Source organism: Pseudomonas sp. SMV7 (assembly GCF_052041995.1).
In the GTDB taxonomy this organism is placed as follows: domain Bacteria; phylum Pseudomonadota; class Gammaproteobacteria; order Pseudomonadales; family Pseudomonadaceae; genus Aquipseudomonas.
Window position 1 is genome coordinate 105,478 of record NZ_JBKGGT010000011.1, and the last position, 22,006, is coordinate 127,483.

18 protein-coding genes are annotated in these 22,006 nt (G+C 65.7%); 13 read left to right on the plus strand and 5 right to left on the minus strand.

Translation table 11 applies throughout. From position 1 onward, the window contains the following. Genes ACLEJP_RS15240 through ACLEJP_RS15250 form a run of 3 tightly spaced genes read right to left on the minus strand, consistent with a single transcriptional unit; the run spans position 1 to position 3,049 of the window. Complete coding sequence (locus ACLEJP_RS15240; protein ID WP_289131334.1) at positions 1-1,188, minus strand: LLM class flavin-dependent oxidoreductase; 1,188 nt, start codon at positions 1,186-1,188, stop codon at positions 1-3. Positions 1,189-1,237: 49 nt separating this feature from the next. Continuing rightward, entirely contained in the window at positions 1,238-1,969 is a 732-nt protein-coding gene (locus ACLEJP_RS15245) for a class II aldolase/adducin family protein (RefSeq protein ID WP_289131333.1), read from the minus strand. Between the two features lie 18 nt (positions 1,970-1,987). Further along, entirely contained in the window at positions 1,988-3,049 is a 1,062-nt protein-coding gene (locus tag ACLEJP_RS15250) for an ABC transporter substrate-binding protein (RefSeq protein ID WP_440807665.1), read from the minus strand. Between the two features lie 317 nt (positions 3,050-3,366). Here ACLEJP_RS15250 and ACLEJP_RS15255 point away from each other — a divergent pair, with 317 nt between their 5' ends. From ACLEJP_RS15255 to ACLEJP_RS15315, 13 genes are all read left to right on the plus strand, one after another. Next, the gene (locus tag ACLEJP_RS15255) at positions 3,367-4,599 is read left to right on the plus strand and encodes an acyl-CoA dehydrogenase family protein (RefSeq protein WP_440807667.1); all 1,233 of its coding nucleotides are present in this window, start codon (positions 3,367-3,369) and stop codon (positions 4,597-4,599) included. Positions 4,600-4,687: 88 nt separating this feature from the next. Further along, entirely contained in the window at positions 4,688-6,463 is a 1,776-nt protein-coding gene (locus tag ACLEJP_RS15260; protein WP_440807670.1) for an ABC transporter ATP-binding protein, read from the plus strand. Continuing rightward, positions 6,456-8,306 (plus strand): ABC transporter ATP-binding protein, encoded by a 1,851-nt coding sequence (locus ACLEJP_RS15265; RefSeq protein WP_440807671.1) that lies wholly within the window; start codon positions 6,456-6,458, stop codon positions 8,304-8,306. Before ACLEJP_RS15260 ends, ACLEJP_RS15265 begins: the two co-directional genes overlap by 8 nt. Positions 8,307-8,592: 286 nt before the next feature. After that, positions 8,593-9,741 (plus strand): LLM class flavin-dependent oxidoreductase, encoded by a 1,149-nt coding sequence (locus ACLEJP_RS15270; RefSeq protein ID WP_289131328.1) that lies wholly within the window; start codon positions 8,593-8,595, stop codon positions 9,739-9,741. A 20-nt stretch (positions 9,742-9,761) separates the two neighbouring features. Next, positions 9,762-10,826, plus strand: coding sequence for an ABC transporter substrate-binding protein (locus ACLEJP_RS15275; RefSeq protein WP_440807674.1), 1,065 nt, complete (start codon positions 9,762-9,764; stop codon positions 10,824-10,826). Further along, entirely contained in the window at positions 10,823-11,881 is a 1,059-nt protein-coding gene (locus tag ACLEJP_RS15280) for an ABC transporter substrate-binding protein (RefSeq protein WP_440807675.1), read from the plus strand. The genes ACLEJP_RS15275 and ACLEJP_RS15280 overlap by 4 nt, the downstream gene beginning before the upstream one ends. Before the next feature lie 208 nt (positions 11,882-12,089). After that, entirely contained in the window at positions 12,090-14,333 is a 2,244-nt protein-coding gene (locus tag ACLEJP_RS15285; protein WP_440807677.1) for a TonB-dependent receptor, read from the plus strand. Positions 14,334-14,399: 66 nt separating this feature from the next. After that, positions 14,400-16,847, plus strand: a complete 2,448-nt coding sequence (locus ACLEJP_RS15290) for a TonB-dependent receptor plug domain-containing protein (protein ID WP_440807680.1) — start codon at positions 14,400-14,402, stop codon at positions 16,845-16,847. A 198-nt stretch (positions 16,848-17,045) separates the two neighbouring features. Further along, on the plus strand, positions 17,046-17,798 hold the full coding sequence (locus ACLEJP_RS15295) for an ABC transporter permease (protein WP_440807682.1): 753 nt from the start codon (positions 17,046-17,048) through the stop codon (positions 17,796-17,798). Positions 17,799-17,808: 10 nt separating this feature from the next. Then, complete coding sequence (locus ACLEJP_RS15300; protein WP_440807684.1) at positions 17,809-18,564, plus strand: ABC transporter permease; 756 nt, start codon at positions 17,809-17,811, stop codon at positions 18,562-18,564. A gap of 11 nt (positions 18,565-18,575) precedes the next feature. Then, positions 18,576-19,361: an ABC transporter ATP-binding protein gene (locus ACLEJP_RS15305; RefSeq protein ID WP_440807686.1), complete on the plus strand. Its 786-nt coding sequence runs from the start codon at positions 18,576-18,578 to the stop codon at positions 19,359-19,361. 192 nt (positions 19,362-19,553) lie between these two features. Next, complete coding sequence (locus ACLEJP_RS15310) at positions 19,554-20,141, plus strand: N-acetyltransferase family protein (protein ID WP_440807688.1); 588 nt, start codon at positions 19,554-19,556, stop codon at positions 20,139-20,141. Between the two features lie 2 nt (positions 20,142-20,143). Then, positions 20,144-20,503: a cupin domain-containing protein gene (locus tag ACLEJP_RS15315; RefSeq protein WP_289131319.1), complete on the plus strand. Its 360-nt coding sequence runs from the start codon at positions 20,144-20,146 to the stop codon at positions 20,501-20,503. A gap of 114 nt (positions 20,504-20,617) precedes the next feature. Here the strand turns inward: ACLEJP_RS15315 and ACLEJP_RS15320 are convergent, their stop codons facing one another. Both ACLEJP_RS15320 and ACLEJP_RS15325 read right to left on the minus strand, forming a co-directional pair. Next, positions 20,618-21,160 carry an AAA family ATPase gene (locus tag ACLEJP_RS15320; protein WP_440807690.1) on the minus strand — a complete coding sequence of 181 codons (543 nt, stop codon included), beginning with the start codon at positions 21,158-21,160 and terminating at the stop codon, positions 20,618-20,620. A gap of 57 nt (positions 21,161-21,217) precedes the next feature. Further along, complete coding sequence (locus ACLEJP_RS15325) at positions 21,218-21,934, minus strand: IclR family transcriptional regulator (RefSeq protein WP_440807691.1); 717 nt, start codon at positions 21,932-21,934, stop codon at positions 21,218-21,220. Positions 21,935-22,006: the final 72 nt, after the last annotated feature.

Consider the following 22,006-nt stretch of genomic DNA (forward strand, 5'->3'; position numbering starts at 1 on the left):
TCACGCCGGTAGCGCCACGCCGGGTTTGCTGGCCGCACCCAGGCGCGGTACGTCGAAGCCATGGTCCAGGTCCAGCAACGGGAACAACAGGTCGGCCACCCGGTGGGCCTCGTCGATCAGCGGGAAGCCCGAGAGGATGAAGGCCGATGTGCCCTGGGCTTCGTATTCGCGAATGCGCTCGGCCACCTGCTCGGCACTGCCGACCAGGTAGGTGCCGGCCGCCGGGCCGAGAATGTTGAAGCCGAACAGGCTGGGGCCCAGCCAGACGTTGGGGTAGATTTCCAGCTCACGGGCTGTGGGCAAGCGCCCGGCGCGGATGCTGTCGAGGTTGCGCTGGATACGCGGGTCGGCGCTGACGTAACTGTCGATGTCTTGCCCGGGAGGCAACTGGCGTTCGATGGCGGCCCGTGCAGTGGCCAGCGAGGTGCGCTGCAGCAAGCGCTCGGCATGGGCCCAGGCTTCTTCCTCGGTCTCGCGCACGATCACCTGCAGGCGTGTGCCGTAGGTCAGCTCGCGGCCGATCTTGGCCGCTTCGGCCGCCACACGACGGAACTTGTCACCGAGCTTTTGCGGGGTATCGGCGAAGCTCAGGTAGACATCCAGCAACTGCACGGAATGGGCAACGCCCGGTGCCGAAGTGCCAGCGCCCCACAGCGGGATGCCAGGCTTCTGCTTCGGTGGGTGCCAGCCGCCCAGCGGGTGGGAGGCGGCCGCCGGCGAGCGCGGCGACAGCTTGACGTAGCGGCCGTCGTAGCCAGCGGTGTCGCCGGCGTAGAAGCGTTGGAAGGCGCGCCAGTATTCCAGGCTGAAGTCGTAGCGTTCATCGTGCGGGTAATGCACGCCCAAGGTGGCCAAGCCAGCGTCGTTGCCATTGACCACGTTGAACAGCAGGCGGCCGTTGGAGAACTGGTCGAAGGTGAGCGCCCATTTGGCCAACACGGCTGGCGACAGCTCGCCCGGGTGTTGGGCAACCAGGAAGCGCAGGCGCTTGGTCGCGTCGATCAGCGCCGCCGCCACGGCCAGGCTTTCATTGGGGCTGGAGCCGAGCAGCGAGCCGTAGAAGCCCAGGCGGTCAGCCGCGATGGCCAGTTGCTTGAGGTGCTCGAAGTCGGTGTGCCAGCGGCCTTCAGGCTCCCAGGGGTGCGGGCCGTCCGGCGTGGTGAGGTACCAGAGTATCTTTACTGCCATGGGGTGCGTCCTTTTCTGCAAGGGGGCGCGCAGCGCCCCAGCGTTGACATCAGCTACGCCGGTCAATACCCGGCACCAGGCCCAGCTCGTCAGCCCGCTCATACAACCCGCTCATTTTCCACTGCTGGGTCAGCACCCCCGGTCCATACGGCCGCGACCCACCCAGGGCATCGGCCAACAGTTGAATCTGTGCGCCCTCCTCCAGCAACAGGATGAACTCCGCCGTGGCTCGCAGCCCCTGCTTGCCCCACACCGTGGCGCCGCCGTTGGCTTCCAGGATCGCCAGGTTGAACGGGTTCTCGGCGATCTTGTCGAGGATGAAGTCCACCTCGGCCTGGCGCCGGTCGATGTATACCGGCAGCTCGCGGGCCAGCTGGTAGCGTTGCACCGGCACATAGTGGAACGGCAAGGTCCGGTGGGTTTGCGCCCAGGCCCCCAGGTACGGGCTGTGCACGTGTGACACGGTGGTGATATCGGCGTGGGTCTGGAACAGCTTGGTGTAACGGCCCAGGCCACCTTTGCCCTTGCCGACGATGACGTTGCCGGAAAAATCACTCACCGTGGCCTGCAGCGGCTTGCGCTGGTTCCACGGGCCGCCATAGTTGACCGCTACCAGCAGTTCTTCGCCGGGTACGCGTTCGATAAAGCCGACCGTGCCATTGGCCGTGATGGTGTTGGTTTCGCGGAATACGCCGAAGGCCGCTTCGGCTTCGGCCAGCACCTGGTCGATGAAGGCTTGCAGTTCGGCAGTGACGGGGCGTTCGTTGATCAGTACAGTCATGGTCAATCTCCAGTCAGGTCAGGCGCGGCGCTGGGCCAGCAGTTCATGGGCAGCTTGCAGGGGCCGCGGGTCGACCCAGTCGGCGATGGCGAAGTCGGCCTCAAGGAAGCCGTGCAGGTACAGGAAGTCCTTTTGCGTGCCGAGAAAGGCCAGGCGCTGCTCGGACAGGTCTGGCGCCAGGGTGGTGTGGAAGTCACCCCGGTAGGCCTCCGCCACGCCTTGGCTGCCGGCACGGGTTTCTTCTTCGAGGATGCGCTTGAGCGCGTCGCGGTTGTTGGCTGCCCAGTCCGCGGCACGCAAGGTCTGGGCGAGGAAGCGCACCACCAGATCGAAGTGCTCGTCGAGCAGGCGCTGGTGTACGGTGATCGGACGCGGCGTGCCGTTGTTGATGCGGTGGCGCGGGTCGGCCAGCAGGTCGAGATCGACGCCGACCACCAGGCCCAGCCGACGTGCCGCATCAGCCGCTGCCGCGCCTTTCACGTACACCGCATCGACTTCACCGCGCGCCAGGTACTCCAGCCCCGACCACAGCCGTTGCAGGCCCAGCTGCGGGGTTGCAGCGTTGGCCTGGTCGAGCAGGGCCACTTCCACCAGTTGCACGTCACCCAGCTGCAGGCCAGCCGACGCCAGGGCGCCTTTGTAGCCGTGCAGGCTCATGGCCCGGGCGATGCTGCCGGGGCGGCTATCGCCCCAGGCTGGCAGGGCCAGGCGCTTGCCGCGCAGGTCGGCGGCGCTGCGGATGCCGGAATCCGGGCGGACCAGAATGGTTTGCCATTCTTCGATCCAGGTCAGGCCGATCAGCCGGCTGGGCGAGCCGGCAGCGCGCGCGGCCAACGCCGGTACGTTGCCGCCTTCGCGGAACAGCCCGGGCAGCTGGTGATCGTAGTGGTGATGGCCAAGCTGGCGGGCCTCCTGCAGGGTCGAGACCGGCAAGCCGTCGACGGCGAACTCGTGCTCCAGCCAGCCAAGCTTGTAAGCGATGCCAGAGGCGGTCGGCACCGGGCAGCGGGTGAACCAGATGCGCTCCAGGGCAGACAGGTCGTCTGCAGGGCGTATTGCGGTGGGGCTTGCGAGGGTCATGGGGTGGCTCCTTGGGCGTCGTGCAAGCACCATTGCAGTGTGCGTGCCAACCGCTGGAGGCCTTGATTTCACTGGGGATGGATGGTTTGACAGGGCGCTTGCTGCTGGAGGGGGAGCAGGATTGCGGGCGGGCTGCTGCCAGATCAGCAGAGTGGCTGCTGCTGTGCCAGCAAAAGGTTGCGCAAGCCGCGTAGCACGGGGCCTGAAGAGCGGTGGCAAAGATATTGCTCAAGCGCTTGAGGCCGCGCCGTGGCCAATCGCGGCTTCACCCGCGAAACAGGCGCACTGGCCCCTTCAGACCTAGCCGAGACCTCTCCATGAGTGCCATACAACCCTCCCCCGCCCGCCGCCTCACCAGCGAAGCCGAAGCCATCGAAACCGCCCGCCAGGTCGCGGTAAAAATCGCCGAGCTGGCCGCCGACCCGCGTAACAACGGCCAGCTCCCCCGCCGCCAGGCCGAGCTGTTGTCCAGTAGCGGCCTGACCGCCATCGCTGTGCCGGCCGAATTCGGCGGCCTTGGTGCCTCGGTGCAGACCGTGGTCGAAACCGTGCGCCTGGTGTCCACTGCCGATGGCGGCGTCGGCCAGTTGCTGCAGATTCACAACGTGATGTTGCGCGGTATCTTTAGCGGCTACCCGGATGAAGTGCGCGACCGGCTGATCGCCGATGTACTGGCCGGCAAGCGCTTCGGCAATGCCCTGGCCGAGGTCGGCGGCAAGAACAAGTTCGCCCTGAAGACCCGCGTCGAACGCAACGCCGATGGCCAGTGGCTGCTCAATGGCAGCAAGTTCTACTCCACGGGCTCGTACCTGGCCGAGTGGATCTCGCTCACTGCCGCCAGCGAAGACGGCGGTGTTGGCGTGCTGCTGCACCGTGACACCCCCGGGCTGACCCTGGTCGATGACTGGCAAGCCTTCGGCCAGCAGAACTCGGTGAGCGGTACGGTGAATTTCGACAATATCGTGCTCGACGAGCGCTACCTGACCCGGCGCAACGGGCCGATGAAGCGCACCGGCCTGACCTTCCCGCAGATCCTTCACGCGGCCATCGACACCGGCATCGCCGCTGGCGCCTTGCAGGCCGCCATCGAGTACCTGCGCGAGCATGCCCGCGCCTGGGTAGAGAGCGGCGTCGAGCGCGCCAGTGACGAGCCCCATGTGATCCGCCAGGTTGGCGAGTATGCCGTGGCCCTGCGCGGTGCCGAGTCGGTGCTGCGCGAGGCCGCGCGGGTGTTTGACGATCACGAGCGCGACCCGGAAAACAAGGCCCTGCAGGATGAGCTGATTGTTTCGGTGGCCACCGCCCGTGCGCATTCCGATGCGGCGTCACTGAAGATTTCCAGCGACCTGTTCTCGCTGCTGGGCGCCAGCGCGTCGCTGAGCAAGTGGAACCTTGATCGCTTCTGGCGCAATGCCCGGGTGCACACCACCCACGACCCGATCCGCTGGCGGCTGCACAACGTCGGCAACTACTACCTCAATGGGGCCGACCCTGGGGAGTACACGGCGGTGCTCAATGCCAAGGAAAACCAGGGCGCTACCCGCCGTTGAAACCGGGTTTGCGTGGGGGCGTTGCCCCCTGTCGCGACACCAGGCCGCTCCTGGCAGGGGCGGCGTCGAATTCTGATCGAGCATTTACATGAACCACCCTCTACTTCGGGCCTTGGCGATTTATCGCGAAATGCCCTGGCGCTTCGCCCTGGTCACAGCCTTGTACATGGCCGGCAATCTCGGCCTGGCCTGGCAACAGTGGCTGATCGGCCACGCGGTCGACGATGTCAGCGCCGGGCGCGCCGTGTTGCGCCTGGCTGATGGCAGCCTGGACGCCAGCATCGCCTGGCACTGGTTGTGGCTGCTGTTGGCCATCGCCTCGGGCCGCGGCCTGCTGCAATACGCTGCCGCCGTGCTGTCGCTGGTGCTCAGTCAGGCCCTGCTCACGCGCCTGCGCGAACGTATCCTCAACCAGGTGCAGCGCCTGCACCTTGGCTACCACTGGCGCCACGGCATGGGTGAACTGGTCACCCGCACCACACGCGACGCCGACAAGGTGCGCGATGCATTGATCACCTTCTGGCGGCAGATCATCGAAACACCGCTGGTGGTGATCGCCGCCGTCGGCCTGTTGAGCTGGTACGACCCGCTGCTGGGCCTGGTGCCCTTGCTGCTGACTGGCGCCGGGCTGTGGCTGTTCGTGCTACAGACCGATCGCCTGGTAACCCTGGACCGCGCCGTGGGCACCGCCTATGACCAGGTCAGCCAGGACCTGGCCGAAGGCATCGGCGGCGTGCGGGTGATCAAGGCTTTCGGCCTGGAAAGCCAGCGTATCGCCCGATTCGCCAGCCAGGTCGAGGTGTTCACCCATCACGCCCGCGCTGCCCTCGCCTACGCCAGTTCGCGCATTCCGCTACCGCAGGCAGTGGTGGCGCTGGGGCATGTGTGGATCCTGGTCTACGGCGCCCATCGCGTGGCGGCCGGTGCACTGGGCATCGGCGAACTGGTCACCTCGCTGCTGGTGGCGACCACGCTGGTGTTCCGTATCGAAGGCATCGGCCGGGTAATGCAGACCTTCGCCGATGCCCGCGCCAGCGCCGAACGCATCTGGCAGTTGCTGGACGAACGCCCGGCCATCCTCGGCGGCCATGCCACACTGCCTGCCGGGCCGCTGGGGCTGAAGCTCAACCTGGTACAGGCCAGTGCAGTGGAGGCGGGTCGGCCTGTCTTGCAGGACTGCTCGCTGACCCTGCTACCCGGTGAGGTAGTGGCGCTGGTCGGCGCCACCGGTACCGGCAAAAGCCTGCTGGCCAGCCTGCTGCCGCGCCTTGCCGATGTAGAACACGGCAGCGTGCAGGTCGGCAGTGATGCCGGCGGTTGGCATGACGTACGCAATCTGGACCTGGCCGAGCTGCGCCGCCGCGTTCACGTACTGCCGCAGGAGAGCTTCCTGTTCTCCGACAGCCTGGCCGCCAACCTGCGCCTGGCGGCGCCGCAAGCCAGCCATGCCCAGTTGCGCGAAGCCTTGCGCCTGGCCGCCGCCGAGGATGTGCTGGCGCGCCTGCCCCACGGCCTGGATACGCCGCTGGGTGACCGTGGCGTTACCTTGTCTGGCGGCCAGCGGCAGCGTCTGTGCCTGGCGCGGGCACTGCTTGGCGCACCCGACATCCTCTGCCTGGACGACGCCACCAGCGCCCTGGATGCCCTGGGCGAACGCCAGGTGCTGCACAACATCCGCCACCGGCACGGTGCACACGGCCCGCGCCCGACCTTGCTCCTGATCACCAGCCGCCTCTCCACCCTGCTGCAGGCCGACCGCGTGCTGATGCTGGAAAACGGCCGTATCAGCGCCAGCGGCAGCCATGCCGAACTGAGCGCGAACAATGCCCATTACCGCGATTTGCTGGGGGTCGAGCATGACTGATGTGCAACATACGCCCGCCAACGATATCGACATCGAGCAGCGCCTGGCCCGCCAGGCACTGGACCGGGGTATGTTCCACCGCCTGCTGCCCCTGTTGCAGCCCGTTCGGGGGCAGATCCTGGCGGTGATCGGCATCGAGCTGCTGCTGGTGTTCACCGTGTTCCTGCGCCCATGGTTCGTGCGCGAACTGCTGGACAAGGGCCTGGTACACAGCGCCGACCATTGGCTGCTCGATGAACGTCTGCTGCTGTGGCTGGGCCTCGGCCTGGCGGCGAGCTGGCTGGGGCGCTTTCTGCTGGCCGGGCTATCGCAGTTCATTGCCGGGTGCGCGGCGATCGGCGTGCTCAACGACCTGCGGGTCAAGGTGTTCGCCCATGTGCAGGCGTTGTCGGTGAACTACTTCGACCAGACCCGGGCCGGGCGCATCATGTCCCGCGTTGACCGTGATGTCGATGCACTGGAACCACTGCTGGTGCAAGGCCCACCAGAGCTCCTCGGCGCCCTGCTGCGCTGCGGGCTGGCTGCGGTGATGCTGTGGCGCATAGAGCCCAGCTTCTTCTACAGCCTGGCCGCCACCGTACCGTTGCTGGCCTTGGCCACCTGGCGCTTCAAGCGGGTGTCGCAGCGCAACTGGGCCAAGGTGGCCGAGCAACGCAGCCGCTTTACCGCACACCTGGTGGAAAGCGTGAGCGGGGTGCGGCTGATCCAGCAGTGCGGGCAAGCGCAGAGCAACCAGGTTCGCTACCGACGCCTGCTGGAAGACTTCAACCAGGCGCTGATCCGCGGCAGCCTGCGCGCTGGCTGGTTCGCCCCGTTCACCGCGTTGCTCAGCACCGCCGGCATGGCCGTGCTGTTGCTGGTCGGCGCCCACGGCCTGGCCGAGGGCAAGGTCAGCGTTGGCCAGGTGGCAGAAAGCCTGTTCTACGTGTTTCTGTTCCTCGGCCCGCTGCAGGAATTGTCGGACCTGTTCGAGCGTTATGCCACCGGCAGTGCCTCGGCCCAGCGCATCTTCCTGTTGCTCGACACCCGCCCGCAGGTACTCGACCCACCTGCGCCACAAGCGCTGGCCAGGGCACACGGCCAGGTGGATTTCGAAAAGGTCGGGTTTGCCTATCTGCCAAACAGCCCACGGCCAGTGATTGACCGGCTCGACCTGCATATTCGTGCGGGTGAAGTGATCGCCATCGTCGGCCCCTCGGGGCACGGCAAAAGCACCTTGGTACAGCTGCTGACGCGCTTCTACGATGTGCAGGACGGCGCCGTGAAGCTGGATGGCATCGACCTGCGTGCCCTGGCCCAGCAGGACGTGCGGCGCAACGTGGGCGTGGTGCTGCAGGACAACGTGCTGTTCAGCGGCAGCATCCTCGACAACCTGCGCCTGGCCTCGCCAGCTGCCAGTGATGCGCAGCTGATTGCCGCGGCCCGCGAACTGGGCGCCGACGAAGTGCTGGACCGCCTGCCGCAGCGCTACCACACTGAAGTCGGCCCGCTGGGCGCGCACCTGAGCCATGGCCAGCGCCAGTTGGTGTGCCTGGTGCGGGCCTACCTCGCCGACCCGGCGGTGCTGGTGCTGGACGAAGCCACCTCGGCAGTGGACGTGCACACCGAACGGCGCATCCAGCGCGCCCTGCGCCGGCTGTGCCACGGGCGCACGGCGATCATCATTGCCCACCGCTTGGCGACCATTCGTGATGCTGACCGGATTGCAGTGGTGAAGCATGGGCGGGTGGTTGAGCAAGGCGCGCATGCCGAGCTGATCAGGCGCAGGGGCGCCTATGCAGCGCTTCATGACGCGTATCTGCGCAGTGCCGGTGAAGTTGCCATGGGGGAAATCGAGGCCTGACGTGTCGGCCTGTTCGCGGGCAAACCCGCTCCCACAGGTTCGGCGCTGCCGGTAATCCCGGCGCTGTACCGGTGAGGACGGGTCTATCGAGGCGTCGAACCGCCGCGAAGAGGCCGAAACTGCCCATGCTGCTGTCTCAGCATTCACTGCTGCCCGGCTGCTGCCACAGCAGCAGCGCATCTCGTAGCCACCCCGCCAGCCCCCGCCCGACAAGCCCTGCAGCGCCCATGGCACAGCCGTTGCACCACCCTCCCCACTCGCACACCCTGCCCCTTCAGGAGTCCCCATGACCACCGAGTTCTTCTGGCGCCTGCCCTTGGGTACCGATGGCCCGCAGCTGTCCACCGATCGCCATAACCGTGGCAACCCTGTACACCGCGCCGGCAACATCGCCCCCGGCCGCCTGCCCGATGGCCAGGCCGACGGTTTCACCTACATCGACTACATCGCCCAGGTGGCCAAGGCTGCCGAGCTGGCCGGCTTCGAGGGCGCGCTGCTGCCCACCGGCCCGGAGCCGTGGATAGCCGCCGCCGCGCTCGCCCGCGAAACCCGGCGCATCCGCTTCCTGATCGCTTTCCAGGCCACCTGGACCCTGCCCGCCTATGCCGCCCAGCAGGCGGCAATCCTGCAGAATCTCAGCGGTGGCCGGCTGGACTGGAACATCATCACCGGCGGTAACCCGGCCAGCCAACGCGCCAATGGCGATTTCCTGGAACATGACCTGCGCTACAAGCGCACCGGCGAATTCCTCGACGTGATCCAGGGCCTGTGGGCGCAGGACCGGTTCTCCTACGACGGTGACATCTACCGCCTGGAAAACGGCAGCCTGCCGCCAGGCCTGCAGCACGAACGCAAACCGGGCGTGTACTTCTCCGGATTTTCCGATGCCGCGCTGGCGGTGGCCGCGCGCCATGCCGACGTCTACCTGAACTGGGCCGAGCCGCTCGACAAGCTCAAGCCGCATATCGAGCGGGTGCGCGAGCTGGCCGACAAGCAAGGCCGCACGGTGCGCTTCGGTCTGCGCGTCGACCTGTTCGCCCGCGAAACCGAAGAGCAGGCCTGGCGCGAGCTGCGCCAGCAGTTCGAGCGCCTGGAAGGCAAAGCCAGCGCCAGCGCCAAGGGCTTCGTGACCGGTTCGGACTCTGTCGGCGGCGCACGACAGGCGGCCTATCACCAAGGCTTGCAGGGCTTCGACGAACTGATCCTGGCGCGCAACCTGTGGGCCGGCTTCGCCAAGGCCAAGCCCGGCCCTACCGTGGGCCTGGTGGGCAGCCACCAGCACATCGCCGAGCGCCTGGCCGAATACCGCGATGCCGGTTTCAGCACCTTCATCCTCGCCGCCAACCCGCACCTGGAAGAGGCCCTGCGCATCGGCCAGGAGGTGCTGCCGCTGGTGCAACAGGCGAGTACTCCCCCTTTGCAGGCCAGCGCCTGATCCCGAACGGAGGCCCGAACATGAGCCAACCCCTCGATACCCTGTGGTACACCCGCTGTCCGGTGCCTACCGGCCTGGGCATTGCCGTGCAGCAAGGCTGGTTGCAGGACGACCTGGCCAGCCTGGGCACCCAGGTGCAATCGCTGCGCGAGGCCGACCAGCAGGCGGTACGCGAATCGCACTTCGACCACAGCCTGCTCAACTCGGTGCGCCATGGCGGCAGCATCCCGGCCATCTGGGCCCGCGCCCAGGGCCGCGAAACCCGCGTGATCGGCCTGTCGTGGGCCGATGAGGCGCAGTTGATCCTGACCCGGCCAGACAGCGGCATCCACGGCGTGAAAGACCTCAAGGGCCGGCGCTTCGGCCTGCCTGACTGGGCTGCCGCGCAGATCGACTTCACCCGCGCCCAGGCCCTGCGCGGGCTGGAAAACGCCTTGAAGCTCGAAGGGCTGCAAGTGGACGACGTGGCGCTGGTCAACTACCGATACGACGGCACCTTCAGCGACCGTCCGGTGCGCAACGTGGCTGGCACACCGGTGTCCAGCACCGAGAGCGAAGGTCGCAACCTGGAGCTGGCTGGCCTGCTGCGCGGCGAAGTGGACGCCATCTTCCTCAAGGGCGCCAGCGCCGTACAACTGGCCCACGCCTTTGCCCTGCGCACGGTGATCGACACCGGCAGCCACCCCGACCCACTGATCCGCAGCAACAACGGGACGCCACGCACCCTGGCGGTGGACAGCCACCTGCTGACGCAGCACCCGCAGGTGGTACGCACCCTGCTCGGTTCGGTGCTGCGCGCCGAGCGCTGGGCGCACCAGCACCCGGATGAAACCCGCCGCTACCTGGCGCGAGAAACCAACAGCAGCGAGTACTGGGTGCAAGTGGCCTACGGCAATGACGCCCACTTGCGCCTGCGCACCCGCCTGGACGAACAGGCCATCGTGGCCTTGCAGGATTTTGTCGAGTTCCTCGAACGCTGGCGCTTCATCCCGGCGCGCTTCGCGGTGCGCGATTGGATCGCTCGCCAACCCCTGGACCAGCTACTGGCCCCTACCCCCATGGACAGGAAACCCGTTGCCCCATGACCAAGCCCCTGGAAACCCTCTGGTACACCCACAGCCCGGTGCCCACCGGTCTCGGCATTGCCGTGCAGTCGGGGCGCCTGGCCGAGGCCTTTGCGCCATTCGGCACCAATATCCAGTCGCTGCGCGAGTCCAGCGAACGCGAGGTGCGCGAGGCCCACTACGACCACCACCTGCAGAACTCGGTGCGCCACGGCGGCAACATCCCGGCGATATGGGCCTACGCCAGCGGCGTCGAGACCCGCGTGCTGGGGCTGTCGTGGAGCGATGAGGTGCAGTTGATCCTCACCACCGAAGAAAGCGGTGTGCGCAGCATCCGCGACTTGAAGAACCGCCGCTTCGGCTTGCCCAAGTGGGCCAATGTGCAGATCGACTTCACCCGTGCCCAAGCCCTGCGCGGGCTGGAAAACGCCCTGAAGCTCGAAGGCCTGGCGGTGGCCGATGTGGAGCTGGTCGACTACCCCTACGGCGGCACCTACAGCGACGATGCCAAGCAGCACTTGTATGGCGCCGAAGTGAGCCTGGACACCAGCCGCTTCAGCCGCCGCAACAACGAGCTGATCGGCCTGCTGCGTGGCGACATCGACGCCATCTTCCTCAAGGGCGCCCATGCGGTCCACCTGGCCCATGAGTTCGGCCTGCGCGTGGTGGTGGACACCGGCAGCCACCCCGACCCGCTGATCCGCAGCAACAACGGCACGCCGCGCACGCTGACCGTCGACCGGCACTTGCTGGAGAACCACTTCGAGGCCAGCCGCACGCTGGTCGACACGGTGCTGCGCACCGAGCAATGGGCCTGGGCCAACCCCGAAGAAACTCGGCGCTTCCTCGCGCGTGAGCTGAACACCAGCGAGTACTGGGTGGCGGCGGCCTATGGCGACGACGCGCACCGGCGGTTGCGGACGACGCTGGACAGCCGCTCGATCGAGGCACTGCAGGACTTTACCGAATTCCTGTTCAGGTGGGGGTTCATCCCACGGCGCTTCGATGTGCGGGAATGGATTGATTTTCGCGTGCTGGAGAGTGTGATCGGCTCGACTTCGCGCTTGGCTGTTTGAGAGCCTGGGGCTGCTGTGCAGCAGCCCCAGGCAATTTCTGCCACCCCATTGCTGCCCCAGCAGCACCCGCCCAGCACCCCACTGCTGCCCAACCTGCAAAACCTACCCAGCACAGCATTAAAAACCTTATATATCAATCAGTTAACAACATGGCACAGTCCCTGCTCTAGCCCTCCCCAACAACGCTTTACATACGGGGAGATCCACCATGCACCAACGTCATCCACTCGCCCGCCAGATCAGCCTTGCGCTGCTGCTGGCCGGCACCGGCAACCAGGCCTTCGCCGCCAACGACGAGCAAAAGAACGAAGCGGCCCTGGAAACCGTTACCGTGACCGCCCAGCACCGCGAACAGACCTTGCAGGAAGTCCCGGTCGCCGTGTCGGCCATCAAGGGCACCAGCATCACCGCCGACGGTGTGCGCTCGATGGGCGACATCACCACCTTCGTGCCCAACGCCGCGGCCAAGAACCCCGACGGCGACGGCCGCCCGCGCTGGTACATCCGCGGCCTGGGTACCGGCGACACCGGCGCGGCGACGGTCTACCCGGTGGGCATCTACGCCGATGACGTGTACCTCAACGCACCCATCGCCGGTGGTGGGCCGCTGTTCGACCTGGAACGCATCGAAATCCTGCGTGGGCCGCAAGGCACCTTGTATGGCAAGAACACCACGGCCGGCGCGGTCAACGTGATCTCGAAAAAGCCGACCTTCGACACCGACGGCTACGGCACGGTCGGCTTCGGTACCAAGAACGAGCGGATTGTCACCGGCGCCGTCGGGGGTGCGCTGGTGGATGAAAAACTGGCTGGGCGGGTAGCGCTGTACTCCGAGGAGCGCGACGGTTTCCAGAACAACGACTTCGATGGCAACAGTTACGGCGACGTGAACAAGAAGGCCATCCGCCTGCAGTTCCTGGCTCAGCTCAACCCCGACCTGGACGCCCTGCTCAAGCTGCACAGCCGCCAGTTCAAGGGCGACGGCAGCAACGGCTCGCTACCGGTAGGCCGCTACTACAACGTCGGCTACGAACGCCCGCACGGGCGCGATATCTCGTTGAACGTCAATGAAGACTATCGCCTGGACCACGACGGAGCCTCGCTGACCTTCAACTGGTACCTGGGCGACTACACCTTGACCTCGATCAGCGCCTACGACTACATCCGCAACCGCTCGACCACCGATGCCGACTACACCCCCTACGAGGTCAACGGCGCGGCCATCACCGACAACAGCTACCGCCAGTGGTCGCAGGAGCTGCGCCTGGCCTCGCCGGAAGACCGCCCATTGCACTGGCTGGTAGGCACCCACTACTTCCATGAAGACCTGGACAGCTCTGCGCAGCGTATCGTCACCCCCGGGCCGACCCCCAACGGTACCGGCTCGAACCAGGTGGGCACCACCGCGTTCCGCGACCTGGGCTACGATCACCGCACCGACAGCTACGCCCTGTTCGGCAACCTGACCTACGACTTCACCGGTGACTTCAGCGTCACCGGCGGCCTGCGCTGGACCCAGGAGAAAAAGGACATCGACCTGGACCTGGTGCAGCTGACCCGTGCCACGGCCAATGGCCCGCTGATCCCGTTGGCCGGAGCAGGCACCAACGGCAACCGCCAGGAAGACAAGACCTGGGAAGCCTGGACTTACGACCTGACACCTGAATACCGCATCAACGACAACCTGCGGGTGTTCTTCCGCTACGCCCATGGCTTCCGCTCGGGCGGCTTCAACACCGGGCTGTCGACCAGCCTCGCGCAGTTGACCACGGTCGACCCGGAAGAGCTGGACGCCTACGAGCTGGGGCTGAAGTCGGAATGGTTCGACCGCCGCCTGACGGTCAACGCCAACATCTTCTACTACGACTACTCCGACATCCAGGTGAACCTGCTGACGGTGAACAACGGCGTGCTCACCACCGCACTGACCAACGGCGCCAAAGGCAAGGTCAAGGGCGCGGAACTGGAGATCGAGGGCCAGCCGACCGACCGCCTGCACCTGCGCGCGGCGGTATCGTTCCTGGACACCGAGTACACCGACTTCAAGAACACCAACCCCACCACCGGCGCAGTGACCGGCGACTACAGCGGCAACAGCTTCGTGCGTTCGCCGCGCAACGTGGTGTCGCTGGGTGCGGACTACACCATCCCGCTGGAAGTGGGCGGCAGGCTGGTGGCTGGCGGCGACGTGAGCTTCCGCGACAAAGAGTACTTCCTGGCCGACCGTCAGAGCAGCGTCGACGCCACCCTCAGCCAACCCCACTACACCTTGGCCAACGCCCGCCTGAGCTGGTTCAGCCATGACGACAAGCTGAGCGTGACGGGCTTCGTCAACAACCTCACCGACCGCCGCTACCAGGTGCACGGCCGGCCCAACGGCACCGCCGGGCAGTACGTGATCACCTACGGCGACCCGCGCACCGTCGGGCTCAGCGTTACCAGCCGGTTCTGATTCTCAAGCCATTGGGGCTGCTGTGCAGCAGCCCCAAAGCATCACGCTGCACAAAAGGACTACGCCATGCCCCACCCCACCGCCTTGGCCAGTGCCATCGCCCTGGCCATCGCCGGCCTTGCCGTGCCCGCATTCGCCGCCGAACCCGACGACCGCCTCGACACCGTTGTCGTGGTCGGCACCCATCGCAGCGACGTCACCGCCTTGCAAAGCGCCGCCCCGGTCGATGTACTGAGCAGCGAAGAACTCCAGCAAACCGGTGCCAGCGACCTGTCTGCCGCGCTCACCGCGCTGTCGCCCTCATTCAGCTTCCCGCAGTCGCCGCAAGGTGCGTTTGCCGGCTCCATCGCCCAGGGCGCCTCGCTGCGCGGCCTGGCTTCGGACCAGGTACTGGTGCTGGTCAACGGCAAACGCCGCCATACCAGCGCCAACGTCACCCGCCAGGGCCTGGTCAACGCCAGGGGCGCGGCCGCAGTGGACCTCAGCCTGATCCCGCTGTCGGCCATCGAACGGGTGGAGATCCTGCGCGATGGCGCCGCCGCCCAGTACGGCTCGGACGCCATCGCCGGGGTGATCAACATCGTGCTCAAGGAGCGCGACGAAGGCGGCAACGCCGGCTACCGCTTCGGAGGCTACAAGAAAGGTGACGGCCTGCAGCGCAAGCTCAGCGGCTGGAAGGGCTTTGCCCTGCCCAACGACGGCTTCCTGACCCTGGCTTTCGATGCCGGCAGCCAGGACCCCGCCAGCGATACCCGCGACGACAACCGCCTCTTCTACCCCGGCTCCACCAGCATCGACACACCGCGCGAGCAGAACAACCGCTACCGCAACTGGCGCTGGGGCTCGGGCAATGTCTCGGACCAGTACAACTTCACCGCCAACGCCGAAATGGGCTTGAGCGAGGGCCTGAGCGCCTATGGTTTCGCGACCTACGCCCACAAGAACACCGACGCCGAGAACTTCTTCGACCCACCCACCACCCTGCGCAGCAACTATGGCAGCGTAGCCCTGGCGCGCTACCCGGACGGCCGCCTGCCGGTCACCCGCTATGGCCTGGAAGACTACGCCGTCACCGGTGGCCTGCGCTTTGAACACGACGCCCTGGGCAACTTCGACCTGGCACTGAACTACGGTAACAACCGCGTCGACTCCACCGACCGCAACGCCATCAACCCCAGCTGGGGCACCAGCAGCCCGTCGACCATCTACACCGGCCGCCGCGAAGCAGACCAGACCAACCTGACCCTGGACTGGACCCGCGACTTCGCCAGCGCCTGGCTGTTCAAGCCATTGACCGTGTCCGCCGGGCTGGCCTGGCGCCAGGAAAACTACGACCTCAGCGAGGGCGACGCTGCCGGCTGGTCCAACGGGCCGCTGTTCAACACGATCGACCCCATTACCGGCCGACGTATTCCGGGTTACTACTCGGGGATCACCCAGGTCGATGCGGTGTCGCTGGACCGCCGCGTGATCGGTGCCTACTTCGATGTCGAAGCCCAGCTGACCGAGAAATTCCAGGCCGGCGTGGCGGTGCGCAGCGAGCATTACTCGGACTTTGGCGACACCACCAACGGCAAGCTGTCGCTGCGTTACGACTTCACCCCGCAAATTGCCGCGCGGGCCAGCGCCAGCACCGGCTACCGCGCGCCCTCACTGGTGCAGAGCGGGTTGTCGTCGTTCAGCGTGCAGGTGGTGGAGCAGCCGCCGGGCAGTGGCAACTGGGTCGAGGTGCAGCAGCGCACCCTGCGCGCCGACAGCCCGGAAGCAGCCTTGCTGGGCGGCAAGGCGCTGAAACCGGAAGAGTCGACCAACTTCTCCGTGGGCCTGGTCTGGCAGCCACTGCCTAACGCCTCGCTCACACTCGACGCCTACCGCATCGACATCGACAACCGCATCACCCTGTCCGACCAGTTGCCCGCGGCGGTGGTCGGCCCGATCTTCGCCGGCACGCCCTACGCCAATATCCAGAGCGCGGCGTTCTACACCAACATCGCCGACACCCGCACCGACGGCTTCGAACTGGCCGGCCATTACCAGCTGGAGGTGGGCCGCTGGGGCCGTGTGGACTTCAATGGCGGCTATGCACGCAACAACACCCGCATTACCGGCCTGGACGACGTGGGCAAGATTCCCGGCAACCAGATCATCGGCCGCAACACCCAGGGCCTGATCGAAGACGGCACGCCCAAGGACAAGCTGACCCTCAGCGCCAACTGGCTGTATGACGGCTGGAGCGTCACCGTGGCCCAGCGCCGCTATGGCGAATGGCAGAACCGCAACGCCGCCAACCCCACCCTGGACCAGACCTTCAGCCCGCAGTGGGTAACCGACCTGGACGTGTCGTACCGCTTCGACCTGGGCCTGACCTTGTCGGCGGGCGCGATCAACCTGTTCGACAGCCACCCGGACAAGCTCAAGGGCGCGCAGCTGTATGGCGTGCCGAGATACTCCATTACCAGCCCGGAGGGGGCGCAGGGGGCGTTCTACTACACCAGCGTGAGTTACGATTTCTGATCTGCAACCGAGTGGGCGGCTTCCCGGGCAAACCCGCGCAGCCGCCAACACCGCTGCTGCTGACCGACTGCTGCTGCAGCAACACCGCGCTGCTTCCCCAGCACCATCCCCCTCCGTGCAGCCCTGTAGTCACGGGCCTGCGCTGCCTGGCACAGCTCTTGCGACAAGCCGTTACCCTCTGCTTCCCCAAGGCCAGCCATGCGCGTGCTCTCGTCCCTTACCTGGTTCATCTCACCCCTGGCCCTGCTCACGCTGTGGGCCGTGGTGGCCAATGCCGGACTGTTTCCGGCCAACCTGCTGGTCCCGCCGCTGGAAGTGTGGCGCAGCCTCACCGACCTGCTGGCCAGCGGCGAGCTGCAGGAGCACCTGGCCGGCAGCCTGTCGCGGCTGGCCCTGGGCTTTACCGGTGGCGCACTGGCCGGCCTGGCCTTCGGCGCGGCGCTGGCCCTGTCGAAAACCGTGGAGGCTTACTGCGCCCCGCTGTTCCATACCCTGCGCCAGGTGCCGAGCATCGCGCTGATCCCGATGTTCGTGCTGCTGTTCGGCGTCGACGAAACCTTCAAGGTGGTCATCGTCGCCAAGACCGCGTTCTTCCCGGTGGCGCTGGCCACCTGCGAAGGCATCCGCGCCATCCCGCGCAGCCATTTCGAAGTGGCAGCGGTGTACCGCCTGCGCTGGCCCACGCTGGTAGGCCGGGTGGCCCTACCCGCCGCAGTCCCGGCCATTGTCACCGGGATCCGCGTGGCCCTCACCCGCGCCTGGGTGGTGCTGGTGGCCTGCGAACTGCTGGCGGCCGACAGCGGCCTGGGGCAGATGATCGAGATGGGCCGGCAGATGCTGCGCATCGATGTCGTGATGGTTGGCGTGGTGCTGACCGGGCTGATCGGTTTCTGCCTGGATTTCACCCTGCGCCGTGTCGAACGGCGCCTGTCTGCCTGGCAGAGCCGCTGAGGAAAATGCGATGAAACTGCAGAATGTGCGTGCCCTGGTGTTACCGCTGTTGCTGCTCGGTGCCTGGGAATACGCCTCGCGCCAGGGTGCGACTGGCGCCTATGCCTTCGTACCGCTGGCACAGGTCGGTAGCGCACTGGCCGAACTGCTGGTAAGCGGCGAGTTGCTGGTCAACCTGTGGGCAAGCCTGTTGCGCACCTGCAGCGGCCTCGCCATCGGTATCATCGGCGGTGTCGGCCTGGGGGCACTGATGGCCCTGTGCGTGCCGGCCAACCGCCTGATCGCGCCGCTGTTCCATGCCCTGCGCCAGGTGCCGATGCTGGGCTGGATCCCGTTGATTGCCCTGTGGCTGGGTAACGGTGAAGGCGCCAAGCTGCTGATCGTCAGCCTGGCGGCATTGTACCCGATGGTGCTGAACACCTTTGAAAGCCTGCGCCAGGTCGCCGGCCCGCACCGTGAAGCGGCGCGGGTATTGATGCTCGGCCGTTGGCAGCAACTGTGGCTGATCCTGCTGCCGGCAGCCTTGCCAGGCATTGCCGCCGGCGTCTTGCAAGCGCTGGCCATCGCCTGGGTGACCTCGGTAGGCAGCGAGTTGTTTCTCTCCGCCGGGGCTGGCCTGGGCAGCCTGATGATGAACGCCGAGGCTGCGGCGCGCATGGAGATCATCGTGGTCTGCGTGCTGTGTATCGGCCTGTGCGGCTACCTGATGTCCTGGCTGTGCTCCCTGCTTGCCCGCCGCCTGCTGCGCTGGCAGCCCACCCGTTGAAAGGTCCTATCATGAACGCTATCGCCCATGCCTTACCCACCAGCGCCAGCCCTGGCGCCCTCCACATCCGCGGCCTGAGCAAGGCCTACCCGCTCAAGGGCAAGACGGTGCCGGTACTCGAAGGCATCGACCTGGACATCCGCCCCGGCGAGTTCGTCAGCATCCTCGGCGCCAGCGGCTGCGGCAAGTCGACCCTGCTACGACTGATCGTCGGCCTTGATCAGGATTACCAGGGGCAGATCCTGCTGGACCAGCAGGCGGTTCACGGGCCGGGCCTGGAGCGCGGCATCGTGTTCCAGGACCACCGCCTGTTCCCGTGGATGACCCTGCAGCAGAACATAGCCCTGGCCTTGAAGAACCACAGGTTACCGGCAGCTGAAAAGCATCGGCTGGTGGCCGAGCACATCGAACGGGTGGGCCTGGGCGGTTACGAGCAGGCCTACCCGCACCAGCTGTCCGGCGGCATGGCCCAGCGCGCGGCGATTGCCCGGGCACTGGTGAACAAACCCAAGGTGTTGTTGCTGGACGAACCGCTCGGTGCACTGGATGCCTTGACCCGGGTGCGTTTGCAAGAGGAGCTGCAACGCATCTGGGTGCAGGAGCGCTGCACCGTGATCATGGTGACCCATGACATCGAAGAGGCTCTGTACCTGGGCGACCGGGTGATCGTGATGGACGCGCAGCCTGGCAGGATAAAGGAAGACATCAGCATCGCCCTGCCCCATCCACGCCGACGAGACAGCGCACGCCTGCACGATCTCAAACAGCGTTTGTTGCAGGAGTTGGCCGGTGCTTGAGCCCAGCGTTACACCGCTTGCCGCATAGTCTGCTGACACTGGCGGCACGAATGCTCATCGAGCAGCGTCGCACACCGTGTTGACGGTGTTCGCCTACAGCATGATGGCGACCGTTCAAGCCGCCTACCCTGCCACCCTGTCAAAGGCGTAATCCTTGAACACCCATCACCCGATCCCATGGAAACACTGTACATGCCTATCGACTTCAGGCCCGCCCAAGCCTCGGACGCGCACGATATCGCGCGCTTCTTTCAACTGACATCGGAGGGCATGGCCGATTACATATGGAGCAAGCTTGCCGCACCTGGAGAAGCTTTGCTGAGTGTCGGTGCGTCTCGCTATGCCAGGGAACAGGGCGACTTTTCCTACAAGAACTGCCTGATGGCGACTTTCGAAGGGCGCGTCATCGGCATGATGCATAGCTATGCCTTGCGCGAGACCCCTGACAGGCCTGTCGAGACAGACCCGGTCCTCGCACCTTATTCCGACATGGAAATACCCGACACCCTGTACATATCCAGCCTGGCCCTGGATGAGGCCTGGCGCAGCCAGGGGCTGGGCGCCGAGTTTCTGCGCCTCGCCCAGCAGCGCGCCGAGGACTCTGGCCTGGGTGGGCTATGCCTGATCGACTATGCAGAAAACCACGGTGCCCGCCGCTTCTACGAACGTCACGGCTTTCAGATCGTGAAAACCTGCCAGATCGTTCCGCACCCGATGCTGGGCGTAACCGGTGAAGCCTATTTGATGTATCGCCCCATCCACAACGTGCTCGAGAAATAACCATGACCCAGAAACTGACCGTGTTCCGCGAACTGGATATCCAACCGGTACGCGACCTCCCCTTCTTTGAAGAGGTCGTGGAAGGCACCCCGCACACACTGACGTCGAAGTACTATCACGATGAGCAGCAAGGCCGCATTTCCGGCGAATGGGAAGCCAGCAGCGGAGCGTGGCGCATCGACTACAAGGTCTGGGAGTTCTGCCATGTCCTGAGTGGACGCTGCGTCATCGAACTCGAGGGTAGCGCCCCCATTACCCTGGCTGCTGGCGACACGTTCATCATCGAACCGGGCGCCAAGGGCAAATGGACGGTGCTGGAGGACATGAAAAAGAACTTCGTGATCCTGTTGCCCGCAAACTAGGCACGAGGTCGCGTTTCATCGAGCGCAGCGCAAGGACTGATAGCTGCGCTGTCGCGCATGGAGCCGGGCCATGGAGGGAGCGGCCTGATGTCGCGAAAGCGGCGCAGCACGGCGCTACGATCTTGAAGCTGCCTGGTCAGGCTGTGTGCCCATACTTGTCAGAAAAATCTCGGTATCCCGATTGCTCCGCAGGCAGACCACGCGACAACCCGACGGGGCCATCGCCACCAATCGCTTCATGGCCTTCCGAGACGAGATTCTCGTGCGCCACATGAACCTGAAAAACGCTGGCAGGTTGGCCAGCAGTTCCGGGCAGTTGTCCGGCAAGTCCGGTCGGGTTCGACCACGGTTCAGCACCGTCCTGAGGAGCACGCGCCAGAATCGAAGCGGCGCCGGGCGATCAATCCAGATCAACATGTCGGCACGCGCCAGGCGGTTGTGCCATGTGGTCGAATGCCCGCCTTCGAAGATCCAGCGCTCACCGGCCTCGACCTCATGGCAAAGACGCGTCTTCTCCTCCCGGCTGCGTTCGACCCAGCCGGGCTGCCAATGAATCGTGTCGATATGCACGACCGGCAAGCCCGTGCGCTCGCCAAGCCTGCGTGCCAGGGTACTTTTCCCGGACCCTGGCTGACCAATGACCATCACCCGCTGCATTGAAACGCCCTCTCGCCATGCCTGCTGAATATCGGGCCAGCGATTGTACGCAACAGGTTACCGAGCCGCTTGCTGATCCGCCGATGAAGCCTTGAAACCCAGGCTTCGCATCAGGTCGCGCGCCGCTTCGAAGAACATGTCCCTCAGGCTTTCCGCATACTCTTCGGTCAGACGGCTCACGGGCCCTGAAATGACCAGGGCGCCCATCAGTTCCTGCTGTGCCCCGTAGATAGGCAATGCCAGCGAAGCAGCGTGCGGGTCGGTGGCGCCTTTGGAATAGTAAGGTTTCTGCAACGCGATGCCGACCTGGTAAGGCGCCCGCAGCGCCTGAGCACTCGCCGCTTCGTCCATTGGCCGCATGTCGCCGGGTTGCAGGTTCATGCGCAGCCGATGGGAAGAGTTGACCCGGTACTGACACATCCGGTACGCGCCATGGCGCACGTAGAACGAAGCGGTCTCACCGGACTGTTCGGCCAAATGATGCAGCCGTGGCATCACATGCTTTTCCAGGTCGAGCGCCTCTTGATACACGGCATTCAAGCGCATGACTTCGCTGGCCAGCTGATAGCGCCCATCGGCCATGCGGGTGATGAAGCCGTAATTTTCCAGGGATACCATCAAGCGCATGATCGTGCTCTTGATCAGCCCGGTGCGTTCAACCAGTTCGACAAGGCTCAGCGCAGTATCGCCTATCTGGAACGCGGTCAGCACGGTCAGGACACGATCCGCCGATGCCACACCATTCACCGCTGGACGCGGCCGCGCTTTCACCATTTGCAAAACCTCATAGGATTGATGCCCTCCAGCGTGCGCAGGGACGGAAAACCCGCATTATCCGCCAACCTT